Here is a 25,409-nt window from a genome sequence, read left to right on the forward strand (position 1 = left end):
GCAATCAGCACTGCCCTCAATTATGCTTCGACTGCTATAAATTGCATAATTACTCGTGTACTCCTTTTGGAGAAGGCCGTTGGTTGATGACTGACCTGACTTTTGACGGGAAATCCTAAAATCCCCGTCAAGGCAGGGGGTAGGGGATAGGGTGTAGGGTGTAGGGAAAAGAAGAAAGCCTTACTACACCCACTCAGCCCACACCCCACACCCTCGCTCCTTTTCCACATACCGTGAAAAGTCAGGATGACTGACAGCTGTCATCAGTTATCAGTTATCACAATTAGATATGTAATTCTTATGTAAAAGATATTATCAATTGCAAATAGCTATAGGTCTGTTTAACCCTAGCAATAAAAAAAGGGCGAAAAGCCCTTTGATGTCATTCAGTCTATTGCCATCTTGGTCTAATTTGAAGTTACAATTTCTTGCCCCCTTTTTTGGGGGCAAAGGGATTAACTCTGGGGATGAGGCCTGATGGCTCACAATTTTATTCCTGAGTAGTAGCAAATTGCCGTACTCAAGAGGATTTAGCCACGATTTGGTTCAACCCGAGCGTAAAACAGACCTTGAATCTTAACTTCCTTAGGTTCGCCTGCACCTAAATCGGTATCAGATGGCTGTTCACTAATGAAAGTGCCAGCAATTTCGCCACTAGCGCTATCTATTTTGGCTACTTGCAAAGAAATTTTGCCTTGGAGAATTTCAGCACGCTTAACGTTAGCACGAGTCAATTCTTCGTCATCTGCTTGAGCAGGTAGAGCTACGGCATTATCGTAACCAGAGACGACACCGCGACCTTTAGGATCTAGGAAAGCAGCACCACGATAGGAAGGCACTTTAAAAGAACCTTCAAAGTCTGTGGAAGTGTTGATACTGGTGGAACCAGCTTGGCTTTGAGCAACCAAGTTTTTAATGGTGAAAAGGAAAGGTACTCGCTCACCACCAGGAAGTTGCACGGTGATAGCTTGGAAGTCAAGACCATCTGTTTCTACAAAGGTCAGACTATTGTCAGGATTAATTTTCAGATCACCTTGAACTTGGTCAATAGTGGAAGTATACCTAGTTAACAGTTTGCCAGGCACGAATTCTGCTGTTTGCCGTTTATTAGTAGGTTCTTCTTTCACAAAGAAATTAGTTGGTTCCAAGCAGAGTTCTTTGATGGCGTAGGACTGGCTAGCGTCAAGGGGAATAGAACCACGCCTAGTTTCTGCCAGTTGGGGGCATTTGTTAGCCAAGCCTGTACCTCGAATTTGTTCGTAAGTGAGTATATCCCTACTACTAGTAGAAGGGGCATCACTACAAGCAGTTATTAACCCCAGGCACAAAGCCAAGAATGCCACAATTAAAGCGCGATACCTCATGGTCAACCTCAATGTCAAAAATTAATATCTAAGTTGTAAAACTGCACCGTAGGGTTTCGGTACGAAAATGAGTATGCCCTAATACAGAGCCACATAAGTGCGTGCTTTGAGGAGCGCGAATGTGTTTCACTTCGCGCTTTGCGAATGCTGATAGCATTTGCGGCATCGCTGTAGTCGTTCTGTATTATGTATGTGTCGCCACTACATACAGCCCAATTGCTTTATGGGTAAATCAGCCAGATCATACGATTTTTTTTAACTCAAAATCAAAGCACTCTAACCTTAAATAATAAGTCGCGATCGCACCTAACTCGCGTAGAGGCTGCCCCAAACGTTACTACGCGCTTTTTGAGGTCATAGCCAACAGAAGGGTAAGGGAAAGGGAAAAGGGGCTGAACCTGTGTGATACAGGTTCAAAATTACAAGGGTAAGGGGAAGAAAAACTTTATCTTCTTGACTCCCACCGATTATGCTCTGAAACTGTGACAGCAGATGAAAGTTAACAATCTTCGGTAAATTTGAGTAGACCTGATTTATATACAGAGGGTAGCGTGAACAAAAATAAGAGTTTTGAATTAGAGAAGTTGTCCGAACAACTGCAAACGATCGCAACTGCCGTGCATGATGTAGCTAAGGTTTGCCAAGGTGACGCCATAGCTCTTTTAAATTTACTGCGGCAGTTAGAGCAATTACACCGAGAGATCCGGGATGGTGCTTTTCAAGAAAGTTTACCTGATAATCGCCAGCAACTTTACGCCCTACTGAAAGATATTGAGTCTGAGGGTGGCTGGCCTTATATCGAGCGCATGAGGCTACAAGCCTTTTTAGCAAATTTGCCACCAGAGGTTACAAACGAGGAAAACAGTGATGATGTGCTGGAGAGCGATGCTAATTTAGCTGGGAACTTAGAAAAAAGTTTTGAGTTGTGAATTCACAACTCTTTCCATCTGTGAACTCTGTGTCTCCTAGCTCTTAAATATAGTGCCTGCGGCTGATATCATCACACAACAAGCGATCGCCACGTTATCTTTGATGTTCTTCCCACCGATAAATCCGCTTGCTCTGCGCCGTATTGATTTTCGGTCGAATAAAATAGATAGGCTCTATGTATTCTTAATTTAATACTTTGTAACTTTTCGACATCCAGTCAAAAATCATTATTTGTTGACTTAGAATCTACCAGTACAAAATTGGCTACATTTTTTACAGTTAGTCTTTGATAAAGACGGTAAATTTGGCATGATTCACTCCAGACAGCCCCCATTTTGGCACTTTGAGATTTGCACCATAGCGCCTGTAAAGTTTTGCTACAAGTAAGTTCAAATATCAAAACATTTGTCAATAGTATTTTGTAGCCTTTTTGGCAGTTGAAGCCCTGACTGCTAGACAAAAAGGCTACATTCGATTTAATACTAAAAATAAAAAAGTCTTGAGGTAGGGGCTAAAACAGACCAACAGGGTTTACTGTAATTAATCAGTGCTGTTAGCCTACTAACGAATAAGACCGACACCAGAAAGGGGTTTGAATGGCTGGTATAGTATCAGTTTCACATACAGATTTAGCTCAGCGCCGTAAGAAATTGCGTCGGCAACGGCAGTTGAAGATTGTTCAGGCTATTTGGCGAAGCTTTGCCATTACTGGTCTGGCGGGTGGTTTGCTGTGGGTGGCACTCCAACCGATATGGGTGCTGAATGCTCCCAAACAAATAGTGATGAAATCAGGCAATCAAGTACTTTCACAAGGAGCGATTGAGTCGTTGCTGACCTTTTCCTATCCCCAGTCTTTATGGCGGATTCAACCAAGTGCGATCGCTAACTCTCTCAAGCAACAACCGACCATTGCCCAAGCAACCGTCAGTCGCCGCCTTTTTCCTCCTGGATTAATCATCGAAATTCAGCAAAGAGTTCCTGTGGCTATCGCTCAAAGTGACAGAAAAAGCAATACTGATAGTGGCAAAAAACAACTGTCTGCGGGCTTAATAGATGCAACTGGGGCCTGGATACCTTTAGAAAAATACAAATTAGTCAATCCAACTGTCAAATTACCAACCCTCAAAATCATTGGATTACCAGAACAATACCGCCAATACTGGAGTCAGCTTTATCCAGCATTAAACCAAAGTTCTGTAAAAGTCATGGAAATTGATTGCCAAGACCCAACTAATTTAATTTTGAAAACAGAAATAGGAAATGTCTATCTTGGTGCCCCTAGTCCCCAGTTACCGGAACAAATCAAAGTACTGGCCCAAATGCGAAATTTACCAACAAAAATTAATACCAGTCAAATAGACTATATTGATCTGAAAAATCCCGAATCTCCATTAGTACATTTGAACCAAAAAAATCCCCAGGTCAACTCCCAAACCCCATAGAAACATCCAGCAGGTTTAATGTATCAAACACTTTTACTCAATTAAAAAGTTATATGCCAATAGATAAATATATTTATTGATTATTTTCATTTTTCCAGTAACCTCAAAAAATTGGCGTTCACTTCTAATTAATTAAGATGGTTTGAGATTAAAGGGCCTACAATTGTTACCCTGACATAAGCGTGGACGGGTGCAACATGTTAGACAATCGAATGATGGCATTTGGTGTAGAAAATGCATTATGCTCACTCAATCTTCGACTGAACCAAGCTTGTAAAACAGAAAAATGCCTGATCTCACTTGAGGACGCTGGTTTAGACACTGGGGGAGTGACTTTTACCAGGGTAGACAGTTTGAGCAAAAACCATCTAATAGTTGCTAATACTGACGTAGATGCCCAAAAGATGGTTGAAAGCAGAGTCGAGGTTTATCGCTCTCAAGAGTTTGACAAACCCACTAATGCAAAAGCCAAGTTCTTAGAGGGGTGCTGTAGAGTAGATAGTTTTCATCACCATGATCAATTTTGCTCTGTATATCCTTCTCAAGACAGTTGCCTGAGCTTCCTAAAGGAAATAATAAATTCTGCCCTCAATATTGTCAGCATTGCTGCTAAGCAGTTATCTCGAAGTTCTCTGTGCTACAACCAAAGTTTGGTTGCCAAATATTTTTGGCACTTCTGGTTGATCAGTTGTACTGGTAAAGGTTGTTACGGAGTAGATTGTTATTCCAAACAAGTGTTGATTCAGGCACACCAAACAGCAAATCAGTCAGGGTGTTATATAACTGATAAGCATAGTATTCCTGATCTCAACGTTGAACTATAAGTAAGTAGAAGACTATTTTGTGTCTTAAATTGCAATCATCTCCAATGGTTAAACCTATCATTAACTATACGATTAAGGCATACAAGATGCCTTGGGGTGCGCCTTTACAAGTTATTTCATCTGCTTAGAATCTTGGCACTGTTGAGCTTTATACTGTTAGTAACAGTATATTTGATTTAAGAAAACCAGACCTAAGAATTAAGCATCAGGCAAAGAAAAACTCGTTTTTGTAGTATTTGATTTTGCTGAAGCATAACAAAATATACAACCTTAAGAAAATGCGTGCGATCGCTAAGGAAAAACAAATTAACACTGATAGTTGTCAAAGTAATGACCAATCTAAATCATTAATAGGATTAGGAGGATGAAATTGCCTATACCAAAGCTATACTGTGCCAAATTGGCGAGCAATTGGCAGCATAGTGGTGAAAATATTTATATATTGTGGAAGTTATACAGCTCAATTTTAAGTAAATGTAGGTATACTTCTCTAAAATTAGCTGTGGGAGCGGCTGCGTTAATGGCTGATCACATAGCAAACTTTCGCACTGACAATCCTGTTAAGGTTGGAAGTAGCGATCGCAATCAAGAACAATGCCATAGATTTTGGCAGTGTCAAACTATAGTTGACTCTTAGGTGAAAAACACCTGAAAAAGTCGTTTATCTACCCTTTCATAATCCAATGACACTTGATAATAACCAAGAGCTGACCTATAAAAACTCCCAATCTCTGGGACAGCCAGGATTTTCACTGGCAGTTAACTCGACCAATCCCTTTAATCACTCTGGGCTGAACTTTGGGCAAAACCACGACAGTAAGAAGATTTCTACAGAAAATAGCCGCATTGGCGAGATTGTTCCCGGTCGGGTTGCGAACATCAAAGTGATTGGTGTTGGTGGTGGTGGTGGAAATGCGGTTAACCGCATGATTGAGTCTGATGTCTCTGGAGTCGAATTTTGGTCAATTAATACTGATGCCCAAGCTTTGACTTTAGCAGGAGCTCCTAGTCGGTTGCAAATTGGACAGAAGCTAACGCGGGGTTTAGGAGCAGGTGGTAATCCAGCTATTGGTCAAAAGGCAGCAGAAGAATCAAGGGACGAAATTGCTACAGCTTTAGAAGGTGCTGACCTAGTATTTATCACTGCGGGTATGGGAGGTGGTACTGGAACAGGTGCAGCTCCAATCGTCGCAGAAGTTGCAAAAGAAATGGGGGCTTTGACTGTCGGCGTAGTCACCCGTCCATTTGTGTTTGAGGGACGCCGCCGCACTAGTCAGGCAGAACAAGGTATTGAAGGGCTAAAAAGTCGGGTAGATACACTGATTATCATCCCTAACAACAAGCTGCTGGAAGTGATCCCAGAGCAAACACCAGTGCAAGAAGCTTTTCGTTATGCAGATGATGTACTGCGTCAAGGGGTACAAGGAATTTCAGATATCATCACGATTCCAGGTTTAGTAAACGTTGACTTTGCCGATGTGCGGGCTGTGATGGCCGATGCGGGATCGGCATTGATGGGGATAGGTGTAAGCTCAGGAAAATCAAGAGCCAGAGAAGCAGCGATCGCAGCTATTTCCTCACCATTATTAGAATGTTCTATTGAAGGAGCTAGAGGAGTTGTCTTTAATATTACTGGTGGTAGCGATTTAACTTTGCATGAAGTGAATGCTGCCGCAGAAGCAATATATGAAGTGGTTGATCCCAACGCTAATATTATTTTTGGAGCGGTGATTGATGACAGGCTACAGGGTGAGGTGAGAATTACTGTAATTGCCACTGGGTTTACAGGTGAAGTGCAATCAGCACCACAACAAACCGTGGTTAATACCAGGGTAGTAACTCCCACAAAGCGACCAACGCCACAGCCACCAACAGTTACTCCTCCTACTCCCCAACCACCAATAAATGAACCCAGAGAAAAATCTGGATTAGATATTCCTGATTTTCTGCGAAATCGGCATAAACCACGGAATTAATTGATTCTAAATTTGAAATTTTAGATGAAATTTGCAGTCTCAGGTTTGGCTGAGCGCTGTATAAAATTTGCTATGTCTAGGGTTCGCAAGGGACAGGAATAAGCACTTCGTGATCATTGCCGATGTAGCCAATTGACAAGTATAGTTGTCAATGGTACTCAGATATCAAATAAAATTAGGGAGAAGTCAGCAGACTCAAATGTCTACTTGTGTTTGGAACAAAAAAGCGGGGGCGAAGAGTTTTGACCTAGGTCATGGCCTCCTTTAGTGTTATCAGCACCTGTGCCTCAAAGAGGAAAAACTTAGTTAACAGGTGCGATCGCCCTTTTATGCTCTCGGTCTTTTGTTCCATAGCAATAAATAACCAAGCAAGACCGTAATAATACGGTAAATAAACGCTCCCAAGGTTAAATGAGAATGGTTGTATCAGCAACGAAGAGTAGCAGCTAAATGCAAATTATTTGCTGTTTTTGGTTTGTAGAGTTTGTTCAACCCATTTAATAACCTGATCACCAAGGCGAGTACCATTTAAACGGTCGATTTCGCGAATGCCAGTAGGACTAGTGACGTTGACTTCGGTAAGGTAGCCACCGATCACGTCAATACCAACAAAAATTAAGCCGTCTTGACGTAATTTTTCAGACACTTGGGCACAGATTTCATACTCTCTGGGGGTAATTTCTGTTTGAGCGACTGTGCCACCTGTCGCCATGTTATTACGAAAATCATTCCCACTAGAAAGACGATTGAGAGCGCCAATGGGTTCACCATTGAGGAGGATAATCCGCTTATCTCCCTCTTTTGCCTCTGGTAAATAGGTTTGCACCATAACTGGAATGCGACCTTGGAGGGTACTGAGTTCGACAATGGAGTTGAAGTTGCGATCGCCTGATTGTAAAAATAAAATTCCTTCCCCAGCTTTGTTACCCAGTGGTTTGAGAATTGTTGCTCCCTTCGCTTCGACAAATTGCCGGATAAACTGCTTATCAGCACTGACAATCGTTTCTGGAATTGCTTTGGTAAACTGGAGGGCATACATTTTTTCATTTGCCCCTCGGATGCCGCTGGGACTGTTAATCACCAGGGTTTTGTCTTGGTCAATGTAATCTAGAATGTAGGTAGCGTAGAGATAAGCATCGTCCACTGGTGGATCTGTCCGCATGAATACAGCATCCATTGTTTCCAGGGGAATCAAGGAGCGATCGCTTAACTTATACCAGGGATTCGCCGCTATCCAGCGTCCCTCCACCAACTGCACTGGTACTAGTTCTACTTGCTGTACAATAGCCCAAGCCTTACTTTCCACTACACTCAGCCAATTTGCTTGAGTCACCCAAATTTCATGTCCCAAGGTTTGCGCTGCTTCCATCAGAGCAACGCTGGTATCATGACATGGGTCAAGCTGATGGATGGGATCAATAATAAAAGCCAGTTTCACGCTGTTTGCCTCAATCACCAAGTTGAATGGTTATTCAATTTAGATTATCCTCTGATGATTTAGGCAATTTGCCTAGAGGCAGAGCATCTTGTTAATCAATTTTGGATTTGGAATTTTAGATTGACCCCATACCTGTTAACGCAGCGTTTCCGCAGGGTAGGCAGGGCCTGAGATGAAGAATTTAAGATTGTAGATTTGGGATTTTTCCAGAGTTGAAATTAGTTGCTTTGTCCATTTTGAGATTTTGCGAAAAGTTTGAGCGGAGGTTTCCTCCGATCAAAGCTTTTCAAGACGGATTTTGAATATTTCAATCCCAAATCCCAAATCTCACTGCTTTCCACTGAAAGTGCAACCTGAATACTAACTCAATCTACACACTCTGGCTGGAAGCTAGTAACTCATCCAACTTGCCTTCACTGTCTAAAGCGTGGATGTCATCACAACCACCAATATGGGAATCATTGATAAAAATTTGGGGCAATGAGCGTCTTCCGTTTGCCCTCTGAGCCATTTTAGCCCGTGCAACTTCATCTCCATCAATGCTGTATTCTGTAAATTCAATACCCTTCTTGTTCAGCAAATTTTTGGCACGGATGCAAAATGGGCAAGTCCTCCAAGTGTAAATTTCTACTTTGGCAGCCATAACGTCCTCAATTTAATTTAATACTTCTTAATTTTAGCTAAAACCGACACAAGCCCTATGCTCCACCCAAAGGGAGCGTGGTTAACCCACTTCGCTGTTACCAGTGATAGATCTAAGTTTGACAATCCACGAATACTCAGCAAGCACGAAAACAATTTAAAACTCAAACAACAGCAATCATCTAGAAAGCAGAAAGGTTCTAACAACCGCACTCAAGCTAGAAAGAAAGTTGCTAGAGTTCACAGAAAAATTAATAACTACCGTGAGGATGCAAAAAATTGGGTTAGACGTGTTTATCCACTTCTGAACCCAATCTAACTAATATGAGAACTCAACAGTATTGTTTAAGTTTGTGAGTTATTGTGTTTGTTTTTCCTCTTAATTCTTAAAGCACTTGTTGCAAACAAGCCCAAAGCTGCGATCGCGCCAGGCTCAGGTACTTCCTGCGGCTTCGGTGTCGGAGTAGGCGGATGGTAAGTTGTAGGTGAGGGCGCTGGTGCAGGTGCAGGTGCTGGCGCGGGTGCGGGTGCTGGCGCTGGCGCGGGTGCAGGTGCTGGCGCGGGTGCTGGCGCTGGCGCTGGAGCGGGTGCTGGCGCGGGTGCGGGTGCTGGCGCTGGCGCGGGTGCGGGTGCTGGCGCTGGCGCGGGTGCGGGTGCTGGCGCGGGTGCTGGCGCGGGTGCTGGAGCGGGTGCGGGTGCTGGAGCAGGCGCGGGTGCGGGTGCTGGAGCGGGTGCTGGAGCGGGTGCTGGCGCGGGTGCGGGTGCTGGTGCTGGTTGTACGCCCACTAAGCTAGGTTCGCTTAAATTGGTTCCGAACTGGAAGCGAATATTACTAATCTTGGTTATATCAAAAGCACTGGGTAGACCAGATAACACAAAGGTGGCATAGTCTTTAACAAAAGTCCCCTTAGTTACTGCTGGGTTTGGATCATCATAACCACTGATGATGCCGTAATTAAATTGCTGTCCACCACCGCCTTGAAAAATACCTAATCCAGCAGTACCTATACCATAGTTTTGGGTTATGCCAGGAAGGTCAGCTGTACCATTGCCAGTGTTTGGTAATTTCCATTCATCAAGCGCTTTTAGATTGATATTACTACCAGCATTGCCTCCAACGGTAGTTGGAGCTGTGGCAGAATACAACGACAAGTTTGTGAGAGCAGATCCGCCATAGTCCCAAAAGACTGCTGTCAGGACATCAGAGGGTGCTGTGGCACCTGGCCCTGTATTTTTTAGGGTAATTGTTAATTTTCCAGGGTTTAGGCTGTCATCAAAGATGACCGATGCTCCTAAAGCATTAGTAGTTCCATTAGATGCGGGATTGGTTCCTGTTCCTGCAAAAGTCATAGATTCTGCATTTGCTTGAGACATTTGCCCAGCCATAACTACAGCTAACGATGACAAACCACAGGTTATATAACCTATTAATTTTTTTGAATTAGTAGACACTTATTTGAAACTCCTTTGTATTTATGGAGAGCATCAAAAAACAGCATCCAAATTTCAAACATCCCTTGGAAACAGAATTTTATGCTATACAAACTTCGAGAATAAATTGTTTTGTCAAAGCCAGATTGTTGCGGCAGTGTATCTATTTTTTGATATATCAACCAGCCGACTTAGTTTGTATATTTGCAATTTCTAATTAATAGGGAATGAAAAATGGGATGCATATTATTGCAAGCTCTGAAACTGATTTGTTATCAGTGTTGAGTAAATCTAATCTGCCACAATAACTTCTTACAAGTCTATGGTTTATCTAGATTTTCATCTGAACTTTAATTTATCAATAAAAACAAATATTTTTTATGTATTTTTGTATTTATTCAGTATTTTTACTTTATTGTCTTATCTAAGTAGTATTCCCGAAAAATATTTTGATTTAGAATCAACATCTAATCTCTAAATACTTTTATAAAACAATACTAAAAGTTCTTAATACTAGTGGATAAAGTTTATCAAATATAAAATTTTTATGAAAGTGATTTATAGTTAGGACTTACGCATAGTAAACGAGAAATTAAGGCTTTGGGCTGGGCATGGGGGAGCCACTGCGGTCTTGGGCTTTGCCCAAGTGGAGCATGTGGCGTCATGGAGCAGAAAAAATCCCCAATGCCCAATGCCCAATGCCCAATGCCCTATTCCCGACCTCAACCAATAATCTTGCTGCGTAAGTCCTGATAGTTAAAGAATACTATAATGGTTTTCATCCGAGTAAGGTACGGTTGAGTTATAGAAGCAATTCATGAATTGCTTCTTGGTATGCTAATTAGCTGTAGAAGTCAGGCGATCGCCTGACCTTTGAGAAAATTCAAAATAATCAATTACAGCATTTATACTTAAAATTATGCTCGACGTACCCAGCCGTTGATAGTGAAACGGCTATCGGCAAAAGCTTTAGATGGACAAATCACAGGCTTAACTTCGTGCATATATCGGCTGATGAAAAATACAATACTGTTGTTGCGTGGCTCGACTGTTTGAAAAGACTCTGCACTTACATAAAAATTATTTTCAATCTTACTGTCATAAATTAGTAATTCACCGCCAGAAAATGATTTTGGTTCTCGATAAAAGTAATAAACATAGGTGAGTTCTCTTGTAGCCGTTTCTGGACTGCCGTTATCATTATGGATTTTGTAATAGTTTCCATGATTATGTGCTGTCAGTTGGCTTTCAATCTGAGATATAGCAAATGATGGTAAACCTAATTTGCTAATTACATCAGGAATTATTTCCTGAATGCGCTTGACAATCAGTTCAGTGAATTCTGGAAAAGAGTAGAGAACCATTGAGCGACGATAATCTTTTTCTTTAGAGGAAGTGCTAGTGGGTACAAAATTCGCCTTCTTGTCAAGAACATATTTGATTAATCGCTCGTGTTCTTCTGGAGTTAAAAAATTCTCTATCTGTATATAGTTAGAATTTAAAATACTAGGTAATGGTTGTTTCTCATCCTCTATTTGCTCTACCCAAATAGGAGGCTCTGTCACAACACCAACGAGGTTATCACTAGAAAAAGACAAAGCAGAATGACCTGCATCTATAGGAATTTGAAATAAAGTGTGTAAGGCAGATTCTTGTTTATAGGCACGAGCTACGATTGTTGTTAACAGACTATGCAGTACAGGTGCATCCGATTTTAAATAAACTGTGTATTGATGTCCTCCAGTTAAAAGAAGCTGGACTTTGACATCTTTAGACTCAAACTGCTGCGAAGCTAATTGCATATGGTGGTACTGGGTACTGGGAAAACATTCCAAAATATGTTCGTCGGGGTTAGAGCAAATTTCATCATTTTTCGTCTTGATTAACCAATCCCCAATTCCTAATCCCCAGCCCCTTTTACATATAAGAATGCCTATTCATCAATGGTTCTAGCACGTCTTTTACAACATTGTCATTCAGCAAATTCCACATAAACTTGTTGACAGTTGATAGGACTTACGCACTCGTGACGAAAAACTAAGCTTTTGCGATTACTACCCTTCGGGAACGCCTACCCTGCGGGAAGGGCTTCCGCCCAACGGCGAACGCATTGAAAGCGGGTTCTCCGAAGGAGTACGCTCGCTGCAGACGTAAAATCGTAGTCCGTGCGTAACTCCTGGTTGATTGTCAACGGTCAACTAAAGTTAATAGAAAATGCCGTAATTTATGTAACTACGGCATTTTTTACTTTAAATTCAATTTATTTTCAGTATTTACCGAGAGTCAACAGCATATTGCACTAATTGTGCAAGGCGCTGGCGTAAGGTTTCTAATCCCAAGCGCTGGCTTGCAGAAATAAACACTGCTAGAGGAAACTCTTCCTGAGCTAAAGCCAGAGTTTCACTATCCACTTGATCAATTTTGTTAAAGGCAACCAACGCCGGGCCGGGAGTGACTGGCATTGCTGCGAGGATTTCCCTAACTGAGCGAATATGGCTCAACCAAGCAGGATGAGACAAATCTACTAAATGCAGTAGGGCATCGGCTTCTGTGACTTCCTCCAAGGTGGCGCGGAAGGCATCCATTAACGATGCAGGTAGTTCATGTATGAACCCTACTGTATCTGTAACTAGAATTTCCTGGGTTTCGCCAGTCTCGGCATGGGGAATGGCCAAGCGGCGGGTGGTCGGGTCAAGGGTAGCAAACAACTGGTCGGCTGTGTAAACCTCAGCATTAGTGAGGGCATTGAGCAAGGTGGACTTGCCGGCGTTGGTATAACCAACCAAAGCTACTGAGGGAACTTCCCGATGTTGTCGTCGCTGTCTTAAGCGCGAACGATGTGCTTGTAATTGGTTTACTTCTTGTTGCAGTCGGGAAATACGCCGCCCAATGGCACGGCGTTCAGTTTCTAGTTTGGTTTCACCAGGGCCGCGAGTACCAATACCACCCCCTAATCGGGACATCGCTTGACCTCTACCAGTTAGTCGCGGCAGCATGTATTCTAGCTGTGCCAGTTCTACTTGCAACTTACCAGCACGGGATTGAGCGCGTTGGGCAAAGATATCTAAAATTACTTCTGTGCGGTCAACTACTCGAACACCAATTTGTGCTTCTAAGTTGCGGACTTGGGCGGGTGAGAGGTCGCGGTCAAAGACGACGAGATTGGCTCCCAAGGTTTGGGCTGTCAGGGCAACTTCTTGCACCTTGCCTTCGCCGACTACAGTTTGAGGATGAATCCGCGATCGCTTTTGTTGTACTGTCTGTAATACATCTCCACCGGCTGTATCTACTAACCGTGCTAATTCTGCCAAGGTGTCTTGGAATCTTTGGAGAGTCATTTCATCGGTCATTACTCCCACAATTAGCACGCGATCGTGGTCTGCATCTACTTCCTGGGCGACGAATTCCCGGCGGAATTCCTCTTCCAGTCCTTCTACCAAGTCTATAAAATCCTGCTGTGCCAGCATATCCAAGCTCAGAGGCGGTGATATAGTCCAACTTGGAGATTGGACTTGGCTTTCCTCAATCTTGAATCCAGCAGGACTAGTCATTAGGGCACGAGTTTCTTGGGGTATCAGGTGAGCTAAATAAGCTTCTTTGACATACCCCGCAGCGCCTCCTCCCCGACGTGTAAATCCTGTTCCGGTAATATTTATGACTACCAGCGCATCTAAACGTTGCAACGCCATAGCTGTCAGTGCCGCCTCATTCGGCGGTTCTGATTTGAGATGGGTAGCGATACAACGAATACCGCTGAGACGTTCTGCACCATAACGGGGCAATTCCAGCGGTGGGATTTGCGTTTGACGCGGTGTACCTACCCCTACACGGATGACTTGTCCGCGACGGTTGAGGTAAGCACACACAGGTTGATTAATTTCTGTACTAATTGCTGCCAAACGCTGGGAGAACTCAGGCGTGGTGATGCGATCGCCTGGTATGCGCTGGTGGTACAGCCGCTGTAGTTGCTTCAGCTGGCTGGACTTTAGACCTTGCAAGTTTCCGAAGATAGTCTCTATAGGCGTTTATGACCAGTAAATGGCCCCCCGAATCCTTCTATTGTTTATTTTACAACAGGCTTTAGGGTAGGGTGTTGACTTTGGGCGTTATGAGGTCATACAGCAATTTTCGTTGACAGAAGTACAAAAGCTACAGGTTTTGAGGTAGGAGGTGAAGCAGTCCCATCTTGGTGAGGCAGAAACTTTATTCTTGAATATATTCCGATAAGAAATACAACTGTAAATTTACCAAAAGTCGGCGGGAAAGCCCACTCCTTCAAGGGGTGGGATGAACCGCCGCCCGCCGACTTGAGGCATGGGGCATGGGAAAAGCCACCAATGCCCAATGCCCGCTCTCATCCAACTCCCTTTTAGGGGTGGGATGAGCTTAACAAAAAATTGAATTTTTTAAAAAATTAAGAATGGCTGTATTCAACACTTTAAAAGAACCTGTTGAAGCATCATGACAGCAGTTAGGTAAGATTTGAAATTTAGAATTTGGAATATATTGATGTAATTTTTTACCATGACTCACTGGAAACCAACTATCTTGCTCACCCCATAAAATTAGTGTAGAACACTTAATAGCACTGAGATTATTTTGAATTTTAGTGAGCATATTTGGCTTATTCGCTTTCAAAGACTCAAATTCTCTGACTGCTATCTGTAATTCTTCAGTACTTTTAGTAATAGTACCAGGTATTTCAATCAACGGATAAGTTAACCAATAGATATCTTCCTCTGTTAGTATTGATGGATCAAACAGTAATGTTCGCCATTCTAATGTCATAATTGCTCTTATAAAAGGTGCAAACAGATATGCCAAACGCCAAGAGTCTATTGTTTGTATAATTTGCAAGGGTATTTCAGCAAACAAAGACATAGCCCAATGAGGTAGACGTTCAGAAAAGATAGGTACATTTATTACTACTAACTGCTTGATTAAATCAGGGTTGTTTTGAGCAAGGGCAAGTGCAACTAATCCTCCTAAAGATTCCCCTATGATCACTGCTGGTTCATCACATAATGCCTGAATAACTCTTTGATACTCCAGAACTTGGTGACCTTGGTATTCTCTACGAGATAATGGTTTCTCCGAAAAACCAGTACATTTGGCATCAAAGCAGATCACCCGAAAATACTTAGATAATAATGCTATACTATGACGCCAACTGTAGCTCCAGCAACCCATACCATGTAATAAAAATAATGGTTTACCTCTACCTTTTTCACCATAAGCTATTTCTACAGGATACCCTTGAGCATCAGGAATAATCAAACTCTGCCGACCTTTAGGAAAAGTGGCTTTCCACCAATCTTTCATTGTAGTATCCAGAAGTATAATCTTGCAATTTTATAGCAGCTTTTTATTCCTTAAGTAATGCCATCTTGGCAAGATTAATGCATATAAAAAGACATTATAGTCAATAATTAATATCACAAATATATTTTTATATTTTTTAGTAAAAAATACGTATAATTTTAAGTATTGAATGGGAATTGATGATAGAAAAATACTAATTCTTACCTGTTTATAGCTGAAACTATAACATCATATAATTACTTTGTATTCATAATTTTAATAAATAGATTACTTTCTCAGAAACCTATTCCAATAGGTAGATGAATTCGAGGCTTTACTAGAATAGCTATTGGGTCAGTGTGAGTTGTTGATTAAGTAGCATAGTCAGATAAAAAACAAGGTCATAGTAGCAATTTTGTAATTTTAATGCCGATTAGCTTAGACAAAGATAAATTGGCAACCAACTATCAAACTTGCTGAATCTGCAAAAAGGTAGCTGATGTATGCAGTACAAATTGAGTACACCGACAGCAGCATTTCAGGGTACAACTTTGGAAATCACTGTGGTTACAGTGCAAACTCTGTCTAATGATGGATGTTTGCTGAATTAATACTGTTAAAGCCTTTTTTATGGCTGTGGGGTTATTATATTAGTTAATTTAATGTTTGGGTTTAACTTTTGAATTCAGGAAGCCACGGGCGATCGCTTTTAGTTTAATTTGTTGTCTATGTGGGTATGTGACTGCGATCACAAATAGTAGCGCTCTCTTCTTTGACGAATAGTGTTACAAATGATTGCAACAGGGTTGGTTCGGAGTGAGCGGTCATTTTAACAATAGCGCCAAATATTTCATGCCAATTTGGCAGAAATTTACTGTATTTAAATGTATTACAACGCATAAAAGTAATATCTTGTAAGAAATATCACGGTAGTGTTGAACTTGCTTGACTAATGGAAAAATCTAATCAGGAAGATAAAAATAACTTTCTTTACCCCCGCAGTCGCTACTATGGTCAGGTTAGACCAGAAAATTTAATATTTAATGCAAATCTTCAAGAATTTGCTCAAAAAGTAGGTTATATCTCTAATCTAGAAACATCTGGAAAACTGACTCCCGAAGAGGCTTATAAGCAAATTAAGTCACTATGGAAAAAGTTAAAGCACAGCAAAAACCAACTAAGAATAGGTAATCAAGAAGCAAAAATAGATGATGAACCACCTGCGTTGCCTTGAGAGAGTCAAACCTAACTTCAAGCAGAAATTGATGTTGGGTTTGGTTCTTATCCAGAGCAATATATGTATACCCTCAATGAAAGCGGGGATTTGCTAGCTTAGACGAGGAGATTTTTACAGCCTTTGGTCAAATACTCCCAAACTGCTAGCACAAAAATTGGTTAAGTAGCAAGATGAACACTTATTTTAATAATCTCTCTCATGAAAATCCTTTAATTAGAGCGGTACATACTGCCGTTAAAGGAAGAGCTAGATATAAGATAAGTGGACTGTATCATTCGCAAGCTTGCAAAAGATACTTGGAATTGAGATTGTCACAGGAGGAAATAGTCACGCAATTTCGTGCTAATCCTTTGACAGGAAATGTTCTTGTGATTTTCCATCCAGATTTTAGTGCGAATGCGATCGCTTTGCTTCTCCAGAACATTGTCTTAGATTATACAAGGTATCAAACTAATCTCTATATAGGGCAAGAAAAAACCAAAAAATTAGCTCAAGCACTTGCACAAAAACAATTAAACCTAGTGAACAATCAACTGATTCCAGTAGCATGGGTTGTTTCTACTTGTGCTTGGGGTAGCTTGCTGCTACACAGGTATGGACTGGACACAGCTATTTTGCTAGCAATTCAAAAGCTGCACACACCACTTTTGGATAGCATTATGCTGGGTATAACTTTTTTGGGTGAACCACTGGCTTTGGTGTCGATTTGTTTGTGGGTAGAAATAGTTTTGCTTTATCAGCGTCGGAAAGAAACAACTAAATTAGCGATCGCCACAGCCAGTGCAGTAAGCTTAAATTATTTACTGAAATTGTTATTTGGTAGGGCACGCCCAGCATTATGGGATCGTCTGACTAATGTGGGTTTCCATAGCTTTCCCAGTGGTCACGCAATGGTGTCAATGGTAATTTACGGTTTCATCGGCTATATTTTGGCTAAAGAATTTCCTCAATGGGAAAAACAGATTTCAGCTTTGACCATTGCCTTAATTCTTGCCATAGGTTTTAGTCGCCTTTATCTAGGCGTACACTGGCCTACTGATGTCTTAGCTGGCTATGCCATAGGTTTAGTGTGGTTGATTGCCTGTATTATTTATTTGGAACTAAAACCAAAATATCGTTTGTCTGGTGGAAATTTTTCTTTGATTTAAACTAAAACACATTTCATTTGCACAATCACTTTATATAGTGGTTCTTTGTCATTAGTCATTAGTCATTTGTATTTATAACGAACCGCAAAGAACGCAAAGGACACAAAGAATGAAGAAAAGAGTTTGGCGCAGCCTCACAAGGAAATGGTATTACTGTCGCTGAAAGACAAAAATGATTGAGATAGGCTTTTTCGTTCTGGGATGACACGGTTCTTGTAAATTTAGTAATCGATAATTCCAAGCATGGAACTCTTTAATCCATGATTCGACGGTTCTGAAATACCAAGGAGCAGGGTGAAACACCTCATCTGCGATTCCTTGCCATGAAGTTTCTCTCCAACCATCTTCATAAGGAGATTCACCGCAGGCGATGAGAGGGTGAAGAGTTTGGACGATAAGGTAACCGCGATTTTCTAATAAGTTCAAACCAGCTTCGGCAATCTCAGAAAGAGCAGATTGTCCGAGAATTGAAAAATTACAAATCAGGCAAGAAAAATGGCGAATATTTGCGAACTTCTGCCACTGCAGATCAGAGTAAGAACAAACAAGAAAACGAGAATCACCGCTATACTTAGCTGCTGCAATCAGATCGGCACAAACATCAACTCCCCACCCATCAATTCCTTGAGAGAAAAGTTCACGACATAACCATCCTTCACCACATCCAATATCTAAGAATGTTTGCGGTTTCAACTGGAGTGCAGTATTGATGATAGCCGCATCAGTAACGATCGCACGGCTTTCTATTTGCTTGTCACGAATTGTGCGTGTCCATAACTTGGCATTGATGTCCCATGAATTAAGGATTAGTTTTTCATTTTCGTCCATACAATCAGCCGTAAGTAGCAAAAAATCTTTTCCTTGACGCTACAAACATAAGCGATCGCAGAACAAAAATATACATTAGTCAATAAAAGAGGTTTAGGCGCAAGCCCAGATCATACTTGGAAGTTGGAGCGAATTGCAATACTGCAAACACCTTATTATAGCGCGATCGCTCCGAAAAATCCTTCTGCCTGTCGGATAATTTTTTCATCATTTTTATTTATGATTTTGAGAATAAATCATGTTGGCTGTTATTACTATGTAGGGTTAAAGTTAAATTAATTATTGTTGAATACACTTACAACTTTCATTCATGGTATTTATAAGCAAACGGAAACAGTTTTTAGTTAGTTTCCACTTAAAAAAGATGGAAAAACTTTATGCAAAATATAAATTTTATACCAGAACCAATTGGTGAAACAACTGATGTGGAATCCTGGCTCAGTAGGGCTGGGTTAAAATTTGAAGACTTAGGTAATGATGCTGTTAGTATAGCAATCCGTAAGCAATGGCGAGAGTACCAAGCGGCAGTACAAAGATGCTGTGCAGCTTTACACCAACCACCCGAACGTGTTCAACTGAGTGGCGTTTATGCCAAGCTGAGAGTACCTTATGGTGCAACAAAAAACTTGATGAAAAAGGAAATTGTGAATGGGGAATTGGGAATGGGGAATTGGGAATGGGGAATTGGGAATGGGTGATTAATTGTTTTCTCCCTCATCCCCCCTGTGCCCCTAATCCCCACTCCTTTCGGTCGTGGGGGGCCCGAGTTCCCCAGTCCCCAGTACCTATTTTCAAGCTAGCTACGCAAGAATAAATGTTAGTTAAAGAGTTATTGCTTCGGAAATATAGCTAACTCGGTTTCAGGGTCAAAAAAGTGAATTTTATCTGGAGTCAATGATAACCATATTTGCTCACCAGACCGAACTAATCGGTCTGGTGGCACTCGTAATTGTAAGTAATTTCCTTTATCGGTAATTTGAGAGCCTTGATCGCCAAGTCTGACTGCAACAAAAGAATCGTGACCGAGGTTCTCTACCAAGTCTACTTGTACTGGCAGATTTTTGGTAGCAGGTACACTTATACTCAAATGTTCTGGACGAATACCTAAAATTAGGGTTTGCCCATCATATTTTTGCAAGGCAGTTTCCCAGATTTCTGGGAGCGTGAGACGGAACTGGGAATTGGTAATTAACAACGGGGCGTGAAATTCCACACGAATAAAATTCATTGGTGGTGAACCAATGAATTCTGCAACAAAGCGGTTGGCTGGGCGGTTGTAAATTTCTAATGGAGAAGCAACTTGCTGAATTTTACCCTCAGACATAATGGCGATGCGATCGCCCATTGTCATTGCTTCTGTTTGGTCGTGGGTGACGTAAATTGTTGTTGTTCCTAGTTGGCGTTGCAATTTGACAATTTGGCTGCGGGTTTCAGCACGCAGCTTGGCATCTAAATTAGAAAGCGGTTCATCCATTAAAAATACTTGGGGATTGCGGGCGATCGCTCGTCCGAGGGCAACGCGTTGCCTTTGTCCTCCAGAAAGCTGTTTGGGTAAGCGATTCAGCAAACCTTCAATTTGCAACAGTTGAGCAACACTACGTACCTGCTCATTGATTTGCCGTTCTTTGTCAGAAATATAACGGAGTCCCTTTGGTAGTATCCTTGTGGCTCCCATTAATAGATTTTCTGCCCAAATGGGAAGATGGGGAGATGAGGAAGTAATTTCTCCCCCTGCTCCCCCTGCTTCCCCTGCTCCCCCTGCTTTCTCTCTGCGGCGTAGTCCAAAGGCGATATTGTCATACACCGTCATGTGTGGATAGAGGGCGTAATTTTGAAACACCATTGCAATATCGCGTTCTTTGGGTGGGAGGTCATTAATCAAGCGATCGCCCACCCAAATATTGCCTCCAGTCATCACCTCTAAACCAGCGATTAACCGTAAAAGGGTGCTTTTACCGCAACCAGAAGGCCCCACCAGCACCATAAACTCCCCATCTGGGATGGTTAGGTTAATCCGTCGCAAGACATTAACACTTCCTGCACGCTCTTGCGCTGTATCATTTTTGTTGCCAGATTCAAGTGGAGTTTGGGGTTGTGAAGCAACAACTTCCCCTCTACGTGGGGGAAAACTTTTATAAACGTTTTCTAAAATAACTTGGGCCACGGGTGTTAATGATTGTCAGTGGTCAGTGGTTAGTAGTCAGTGGTCAGTGGTCAGTAGCGAATAATAAAAACAACTAACAACTGACAAATGACTAGGGACAGTTTAGCGCCCATAATACACGTTCGATGTCAATACGAAAAGTCAAAAAAACAGCTTAAACCATAAAAAGCAAACTACCCTGTATTGTAGGACTGTCAATAGGTACTGTGATGACTACCTATGTAAATGAAAATCCTTCCCAAGACCCCAGTGTTAACCCTGCTCATGAGATTGTAGACGTACAAACAACAGATTGTTGCATTGTGGGTGGTGGCCCTGCTGGGGCTGTGTTAGCTCTTTTGTTAGCGCGTCAAGGTATTCGCGTCAAGCTGTTAGAAGCACATAAAGATTTTGATCGTGACTTTCGGGGAGATACAATTCATCCATCGGTGATGGAAATTATGGAGGAATTAGGCTTAAGCGATCGCTTGCTACAATTGCCCCATGCCAAAATGCGTCGTATTAACGTTAAAACTCCTCAAAATACGGTCACGCTAGCAGATTTTAGTCATTTGAAAACTCGATACCCTTATATCACAATGCTTCCCCAGGTGAGGTTTTTGGAGTTCATCACCCAAGAAGCACAAAAATATCCCAATTTTCAGCTGTTGACGGGTGCAAATGTACAGGAATTAATTACAGAAAATGGGGTAATTCAAGGTGTCCGCTATCGAGGTGGGGGTAGCTGGCACGAAGTCAGAGCCATAATTACAGTTGGTGCAGACGGTCGCCATTCACGTTTAAGACAACTCGGTGGCTTTGAGTCAATTGAAACCTCACCACCAATGGATATTCTTTGGTTCCGCCTACCTAAAAAGCCAGAAGACCCTGAAGGAGGGATGGGGCGTTTCGCTCCTGGTCATATCGTGGCTATGCTTGACCGTGGGGACGAATGGCAACTTGCCTACGTCATCCCCAAGGGAGGGTATCAAAAATTGCGATCTGCGGGATTGGAAGAATTAAAAAAATCTGTGGTGGAAGTTGTGCCAGAATTGAGCGATCGTATCCCACACTTGCACGATTGGTCACAGGTCGCTTTTCTCTCCGTGGAGTCCAGCCGCGTCAAGCGTTGGTATCGTCCGGGATTACTACTCATTGGTGATGCTGCTCATGTCATGTCTCCTGTGGGTGGAGTTGGCATTAACTACGCGATTCAAGATGCTGTCGTGGCTGCAAATGTACTGACTAAACCGCTAAAAAAACAATATATAGAACTTAGTGACCTTGCGAAAGTACAACGTCAACGTGAGTTACCCACACGGATTATTCAGGCATTTCAGACTTTTATTCAAAAGCAGGTATTCGCCCCAATTCTTACCTCAAATCGTACCTTTCAACCACCTGTTCTGTTGAAGTTGCCCATTTTGCGCGACCTCCCAGCACGGTTAATTGCCTTGGGTGTATTTCCTGTACATGTACAAGTGTAAGTTTTACAGGACTTATAGCAAAGTGCTGAGTGCTGAGTAAAAACCAAGTTATTTTAAAGCTTTGAGCAATCAGCACTGTCTTCAACTATGCTTCGACTGCTATATATGACACTTGCGTAATTATTCTTTTAGTCTTAGCAGCCTTTTGATGGTACAATTATACTATTCATCATGCAGAATTCAATGCTCGTACCAGTCAGGCGAAAGTGATGAGTGGCATATTGAATGTATCTCAAAGCGATCGCTTGACTTTTATGCTAGAAATAACTCAAAACCGCAAGTGCTTGTAGGAAATGGATTCAGGCAATATTAAAAAATGCAAAAATTGCACATACTTTAGGTATTGATTGGCGCCACATATAAAAACCCCCTTTTGTAATTAGCACTTTTTCCAATCAGGAGGATTTAATGAACAGCTGCGTTTTAATGGCCCAAATAGTTCAAGAACCGCAACTACGCTATACACCGGATAACTTGGCATTTACGGAAATGCTTGTGCAGTTTCCCAATTCCCAAAAGCAAGATGATCAACCAGCCACATTGAAAGTTGTAGGTTGGGGAAATTTAGCAACAGAAATTCAGCAAAACTACCATCAAGGCGATCGCGTGATTTTAGTAGGTCGCTTGGGTATGCATACTGTTGAACGTAAAGAAGGTTTTAAAGAAAAACGTGCTGAATTGACAGTGCAACAAATTCAATCTTTAGCAGGTGATTTTAATACTACTTCATCCAGAAATACATCAGTTGCAGAAACTCCTGCGCGGCAATCATCTGGTGCAGTTTCCTCTGGTGTGGCATCATCTGCGAGTGATAGCAGTTATGATTCACCTCGTCCAGCAGCTACCCCAGCTAAAACTACTGTTGGTGTCGTTCCCCAAACAACTGAACCCATCTCTCAACCAAGCAGTTTTGAACTGACCAACTATTCATCAGTTGCAGAGTCAGAAGCAGATCCTGATGATATTCCTTTCTAAGGGTCAACGCTGTTTTGCAGACCAAACCCTGTAGCGGCAATTTTTGTAGACTCCTAGCGGCTTCCCGCAGGGTATTGTCGCTACGCTAAAATCAGGGTTTTGGCTATTTCTTGTATAAGTCCTAAGAGTTGGGATAAATATGAATCAAGAAGTATCTCTATAAGAAAAATGTGGCTTTGAGTTCTCAGGAATATACACCAATTCAATGGGTATTGTTCTAGTAAAAGCACCCATTGAGATGGTAAGCCCTGAAGAACTGCGAAATATTTTGCGGAAAATTAGAAGCAAACGTATTAGGTAAAGAGTTTCTATTTAACTTGAAGCTTTGGAGACGAATTGTATTTCAATATCGGGGTCACTCTTGGACAATCATACTTTTGCGTCAGTCCTGTTTATATTCAGCAGAGGTCTTTAACGGCAATGGAAGACTCAGTTTTTGTTATATTTCTTGTCTTTGGATGTATCTGGATTTTAATGGGAGTTGTAGGTTGGATTGCATTCTTAAAATCTGAAGGAGAAGAAATTAAGTTTGGCAAATGGGGACTTATAGTTGCAATTCCAATTTTGATTCCGTTGATTGTAGCTTTGGGTATTAGTATAGTTTATCACTAATTGAATTAGCATTAAAATTTTGATTCAGAGTACTAATTCATCAAATACAGTCAAGTTTAAAGTACATACGTAAATAATGTTACAATCAGCTAATGTTAAAAAATTGTTGGGAAGTTGATCGGCTACTAATTAGCTCAAATGATGACTGAATTTGTGCTAAATTTTTAACTACTTCAGCGACTTCCCACTTAATGATAAAAGTTTATGAGTCCACAGCAAAAGCTTGTCCCTGGACAACTAATTATTAATAGCCGGATGTTGTACTATGGCTGGATACCGGCAGATCCTGATGCCGTAAAAGCACTTGTTCCAAATGCTCTGGAGCCAGCTAATAATGGTGCTGTATTTATGAATCAGTATGTAGTCGATACTGAAGAACAGACATCGGGTTTCGGTGCATATTCACTCACATACATCGGTGCCGATCTCCAAGGATTAGATACTCCCGATGGTGCAATTCCGGGTCGATGGTGGACACATTATTTTAATTCTAGTCCCTCCGTCCGTGCTTACGCTGAAGAACACGGTGTACCTGCAACACCAGGACAGACAACTATTACTCTCGATGGCGATCGCTTGGTTGCTACCACCGAGTCTGATGGTATCCCTATTATTCGGACTACTGCTAGGGTGGGCAGTACTATTGGCGGCGTGTCCCGTGGTCAACTACGATATATCACCAAATTAAATAACACATTTGTGAGTGGAATTTATCCTTTTATCTCTGAGATGGTTACTCCTTGGGAAATCCTCTCTGTTGAATTCCTGGAACCAAGCCACTCAGTCTACGCCTTACGTCCAAAGACACCACTACAAATCCTCTGGGGCTTCTATGCACCTCGCGCCTCATTTTGCTATCCCGGTGGAGAAGAGGTATTAGCAATTTAATATCATTTCTCGTTTTGATACTTCCTACTGACTCCTTCCTTAAGGATCTAACTGAATGTGTACAAAAAGGTCGGTTGCATCTGGAAAAATCTTATAAGGTTCCGCTTTCCAAGCGTAACAGTCAACGCTATCCATCAATAAGTACAAAATATCAGGATTCAAAACTGTGGAGTGTGCAACTCCATTCGGTTGTGAGTAATTAGGAGAAGTTGAATCAATATAGGAAATGATATTAAAAAGAACATACTTTTTAGCACACTTGAGCATTTTTCTCACAAAATACTCAAAAAATAGGTCATATTCACGTACTCTAGTTACTAAAACTCCTAAAGCCAACACAATATCAAATTTATTTTCTGGGGAAAAATCAGGACTAATAAAGTTGTTTAGTTGAAACTCTTTTAAAGGGAATTTATGCTTTGCCTCTGTGACAAAAGCAGGGACAATATCTATTCCCAAATAATTAAAATTATTAATATCTGGTAAACGCAACGACAAATAATCAATAACTTCCCCTTTGCCACAACCTATATCTAATATTGAGCAATCTGGTTGAATTACAACGCTTTCAAAAAGCTTATCGAAAACTTTAAAATCTCTTTGATCATCTCTTTCACCAATGCTTTTAGCTGAGGTTAGCCCCTCCTTTAAGGCAAGTTCAGAATAGTGTTTACTTATACCTTGTCCATCTTCCAACCAGATATGTATGAGTTCATCGGAGAAATTTGACATTGTATAACCAC

At 41.6% G+C, this 25,409-nt stretch carries 23 protein-coding genes; 13 read left to right on the forward strand and 10 right to left on the reverse strand.

Annotated elements, in window-relative coordinates; genetic code table 11:
* Positions 1-530: 530 nt before the first annotated feature.
* Positions 531-1,364, reverse strand: coding sequence for a photosystem II manganese-stabilizing polypeptide (gene psbO, locus I8748_RS04730; RefSeq protein WP_198123508.1), 834 nt, complete (start codon positions 1,362-1,364; stop codon positions 531-533).
* 551 nt (positions 1,365-1,915) lie between these two features.
* Here psbO and I8748_RS04735 point away from each other — a divergent pair.
* The 5 genes from I8748_RS04735 to ftsZ all read left to right on the forward strand — a co-directional run bounded on the left by I8748_RS04735 (position 1,916) and on the right by ftsZ (position 6,536).
* Positions 1,916-2,293 (forward strand): hypothetical protein, encoded by a 378-nt coding sequence (locus tag I8748_RS04735; protein ID WP_198123509.1) that lies wholly within the window; start codon positions 1,916-1,918, stop codon positions 2,291-2,293.
* Between the two features lie 52 nt (positions 2,294-2,345).
* Complete coding sequence (locus I8748_RS34500; RefSeq protein WP_214662422.1) at positions 2,346-2,486, forward strand: hypothetical protein; 141 nt, start codon at positions 2,346-2,348, stop codon at positions 2,484-2,486.
* A gap of 404 nt (positions 2,487-2,890) precedes the next feature.
* The gene (locus I8748_RS04740) at positions 2,891-3,736 is read left to right on the forward strand and encodes a cell division protein FtsQ/DivIB (RefSeq protein WP_198123510.1); all 846 of its coding nucleotides are present in this window, start codon (positions 2,891-2,893) and stop codon (positions 3,734-3,736) included.
* 197 nt (positions 3,737-3,933) lie between these two features.
* Positions 3,934-4,560, forward strand: a complete 627-nt coding sequence (locus I8748_RS04745) for a hypothetical protein (RefSeq protein ID WP_198123511.1) — start codon at positions 3,934-3,936, stop codon at positions 4,558-4,560.
* 683 nt (positions 4,561-5,243) lie between these two features.
* Positions 5,244-6,536 (forward strand): cell division protein FtsZ, encoded by a 1,293-nt coding sequence (gene ftsZ / locus I8748_RS04755; RefSeq protein ID WP_198123512.1) that lies wholly within the window; start codon positions 5,244-5,246, stop codon positions 6,534-6,536.
* Positions 6,537-6,993: 457 nt separating this feature from the next.
* On the opposite strand, the gene gshB is transcribed toward ftsZ, so the two are convergent.
* Both gshB and grxC read right to left on the reverse strand, forming a co-directional pair.
* The gene (gene gshB, locus I8748_RS04760; RefSeq protein ID WP_198123513.1) at positions 6,994-7,974 is read right to left on the reverse strand and encodes a glutathione synthase; all 981 of its coding nucleotides are present in this window, start codon (positions 7,972-7,974) and stop codon (positions 6,994-6,996) included.
* 370 nt (positions 7,975-8,344) lie between these two features.
* Positions 8,345-8,617, reverse strand: coding sequence for a glutaredoxin 3 (gene grxC, locus I8748_RS04765; protein WP_198123514.1), 273 nt, complete (start codon positions 8,615-8,617; stop codon positions 8,345-8,347).
* A 57-nt stretch (positions 8,618-8,674) separates the two neighbouring features.
* Between grxC and I8748_RS04770 the strand changes: the two genes are divergently transcribed.
* Entirely contained in the window at positions 8,675-8,935 is a 261-nt protein-coding gene (locus tag I8748_RS04770) for a transposase (RefSeq protein ID WP_225896312.1), read from the forward strand.
* A 26-nt stretch (positions 8,936-8,961) separates the two neighbouring features.
* Here the strand turns inward: I8748_RS04770 and I8748_RS04775 are convergent, their stop codons facing one another.
* The 4 genes from I8748_RS04775 to I8748_RS04790 form a co-directional block, all read right to left on the reverse strand.
* Positions 8,962-10,068, reverse strand: a complete 1,107-nt coding sequence (locus tag I8748_RS04775) for an XDD4 family exosortase-dependent surface protein (RefSeq protein WP_198123515.1) — start codon at positions 10,066-10,068, stop codon at positions 8,962-8,964.
* Positions 10,069-10,964: 896 nt separating this feature from the next.
* On the reverse strand, positions 10,965-11,849 hold the full coding sequence (locus tag I8748_RS04780) for a 2OG-Fe(II) oxygenase (protein WP_198123516.1): 885 nt from the start codon (positions 11,847-11,849) through the stop codon (positions 10,965-10,967).
* Between the two features lie 471 nt (positions 11,850-12,320).
* Positions 12,321-14,066, reverse strand: a complete 1,746-nt coding sequence (hflX, locus tag I8748_RS04785; RefSeq protein WP_198123561.1) for a GTPase HflX — start codon at positions 14,064-14,066, stop codon at positions 12,321-12,323.
* Between the two features lie 367 nt (positions 14,067-14,433).
* Entirely contained in the window at positions 14,434-15,369 is a 936-nt protein-coding gene (locus I8748_RS04790; protein ID WP_198123517.1) for an alpha/beta fold hydrolase, read from the reverse strand.
* Between the two features lie 931 nt (positions 15,370-16,300).
* On the opposite strand from I8748_RS04790, the gene I8748_RS04795 reads away from it, so the two are divergent.
* Entirely contained in the window at positions 16,301-16,582 is a 282-nt protein-coding gene (locus I8748_RS04795; protein WP_198123518.1) for a DUF7219 family protein, read from the forward strand.
* Between the two features lie 173 nt (positions 16,583-16,755).
* Positions 16,756-17,733, forward strand: a complete 978-nt coding sequence (locus tag I8748_RS04800) for a phosphatase PAP2 family protein (protein WP_198123519.1) — start codon at positions 16,756-16,758, stop codon at positions 17,731-17,733.
* Between the two features lie 150 nt (positions 17,734-17,883).
* Here I8748_RS04800 and I8748_RS04805 read toward each other — a convergent pair whose 3' ends face one another.
* Positions 17,884-18,561, reverse strand: coding sequence for a class I SAM-dependent methyltransferase (locus I8748_RS04805; protein ID WP_198123520.1), 678 nt, complete (start codon positions 18,559-18,561; stop codon positions 17,884-17,886).
* 377 nt (positions 18,562-18,938) lie between these two features.
* Here I8748_RS04805 and I8748_RS04810 point away from each other — a divergent pair, with 377 nt between their 5' ends.
* Positions 18,939-19,259, forward strand: coding sequence for a type III secretion system chaperone family protein (locus tag I8748_RS04810; protein WP_198123521.1), 321 nt, complete (start codon positions 18,939-18,941; stop codon positions 19,257-19,259).
* 131 nt (positions 19,260-19,390) lie between these two features.
* Here I8748_RS04810 and I8748_RS04815 read toward each other — a convergent pair whose 3' ends face one another.
* Positions 19,391-20,725 carry an ABC transporter ATP-binding protein gene (locus tag I8748_RS04815; protein ID WP_198123522.1) on the reverse strand — a complete coding sequence of 445 codons (1,335 nt, stop codon included), beginning with the start codon at positions 20,723-20,725 and terminating at the stop codon, positions 19,391-19,393.
* A 209-nt stretch (positions 20,726-20,934) separates the two neighbouring features.
* Here I8748_RS04815 and I8748_RS04820 point away from each other — a divergent pair, with 209 nt between their 5' ends.
* The 4 genes from I8748_RS04820 to I8748_RS04835 all read left to right on the forward strand — a co-directional run bounded on the left by I8748_RS04820 (position 20,935) and on the right by I8748_RS04835 (position 24,666).
* On the forward strand, positions 20,935-22,191 hold the full coding sequence (locus I8748_RS04820) for an FAD-dependent oxidoreductase (protein ID WP_198123523.1): 1,257 nt from the start codon (positions 20,935-20,937) through the stop codon (positions 22,189-22,191).
* Positions 22,192-22,599: 408 nt separating this feature from the next.
* Positions 22,600-23,166, forward strand: a complete 567-nt coding sequence (locus I8748_RS04825) for a single-stranded DNA-binding protein (RefSeq protein WP_198123524.1) — start codon at positions 22,600-22,602, stop codon at positions 23,164-23,166.
* A gap of 420 nt (positions 23,167-23,586) precedes the next feature.
* Positions 23,587-23,778: a hypothetical protein gene (locus I8748_RS04830; RefSeq protein ID WP_198123525.1), complete on the forward strand. Its 192-nt coding sequence runs from the start codon at positions 23,587-23,589 to the stop codon at positions 23,776-23,778.
* A 204-nt stretch (positions 23,779-23,982) separates the two neighbouring features.
* The gene (locus tag I8748_RS04835) at positions 23,983-24,666 is read left to right on the forward strand and encodes an acetoacetate decarboxylase family protein (protein ID WP_198123526.1); all 684 of its coding nucleotides are present in this window, start codon (positions 23,983-23,985) and stop codon (positions 24,664-24,666) included.
* A 39-nt stretch (positions 24,667-24,705) separates the two neighbouring features.
* On the opposite strand, the gene I8748_RS04840 is transcribed toward I8748_RS04835, so the two are convergent.
* A complete protein-coding gene (locus I8748_RS04840) occupies positions 24,706-25,398 on the reverse strand; it encodes a class I SAM-dependent methyltransferase (RefSeq protein ID WP_198123527.1) in 693 nt (230 codons plus the stop codon).
* Positions 25,399-25,409 lie beyond the last annotated feature (11 nt).

The sequence above is a fragment of the Amazonocrinis nigriterrae CENA67 genome, assembly GCF_016056305.1.
GTDB classification, from domain to species: Bacteria; Cyanobacteriota; Cyanobacteriia; order Cyanobacteriales; family Nostocaceae; genus Amazonocrinis; species Amazonocrinis nigriterrae.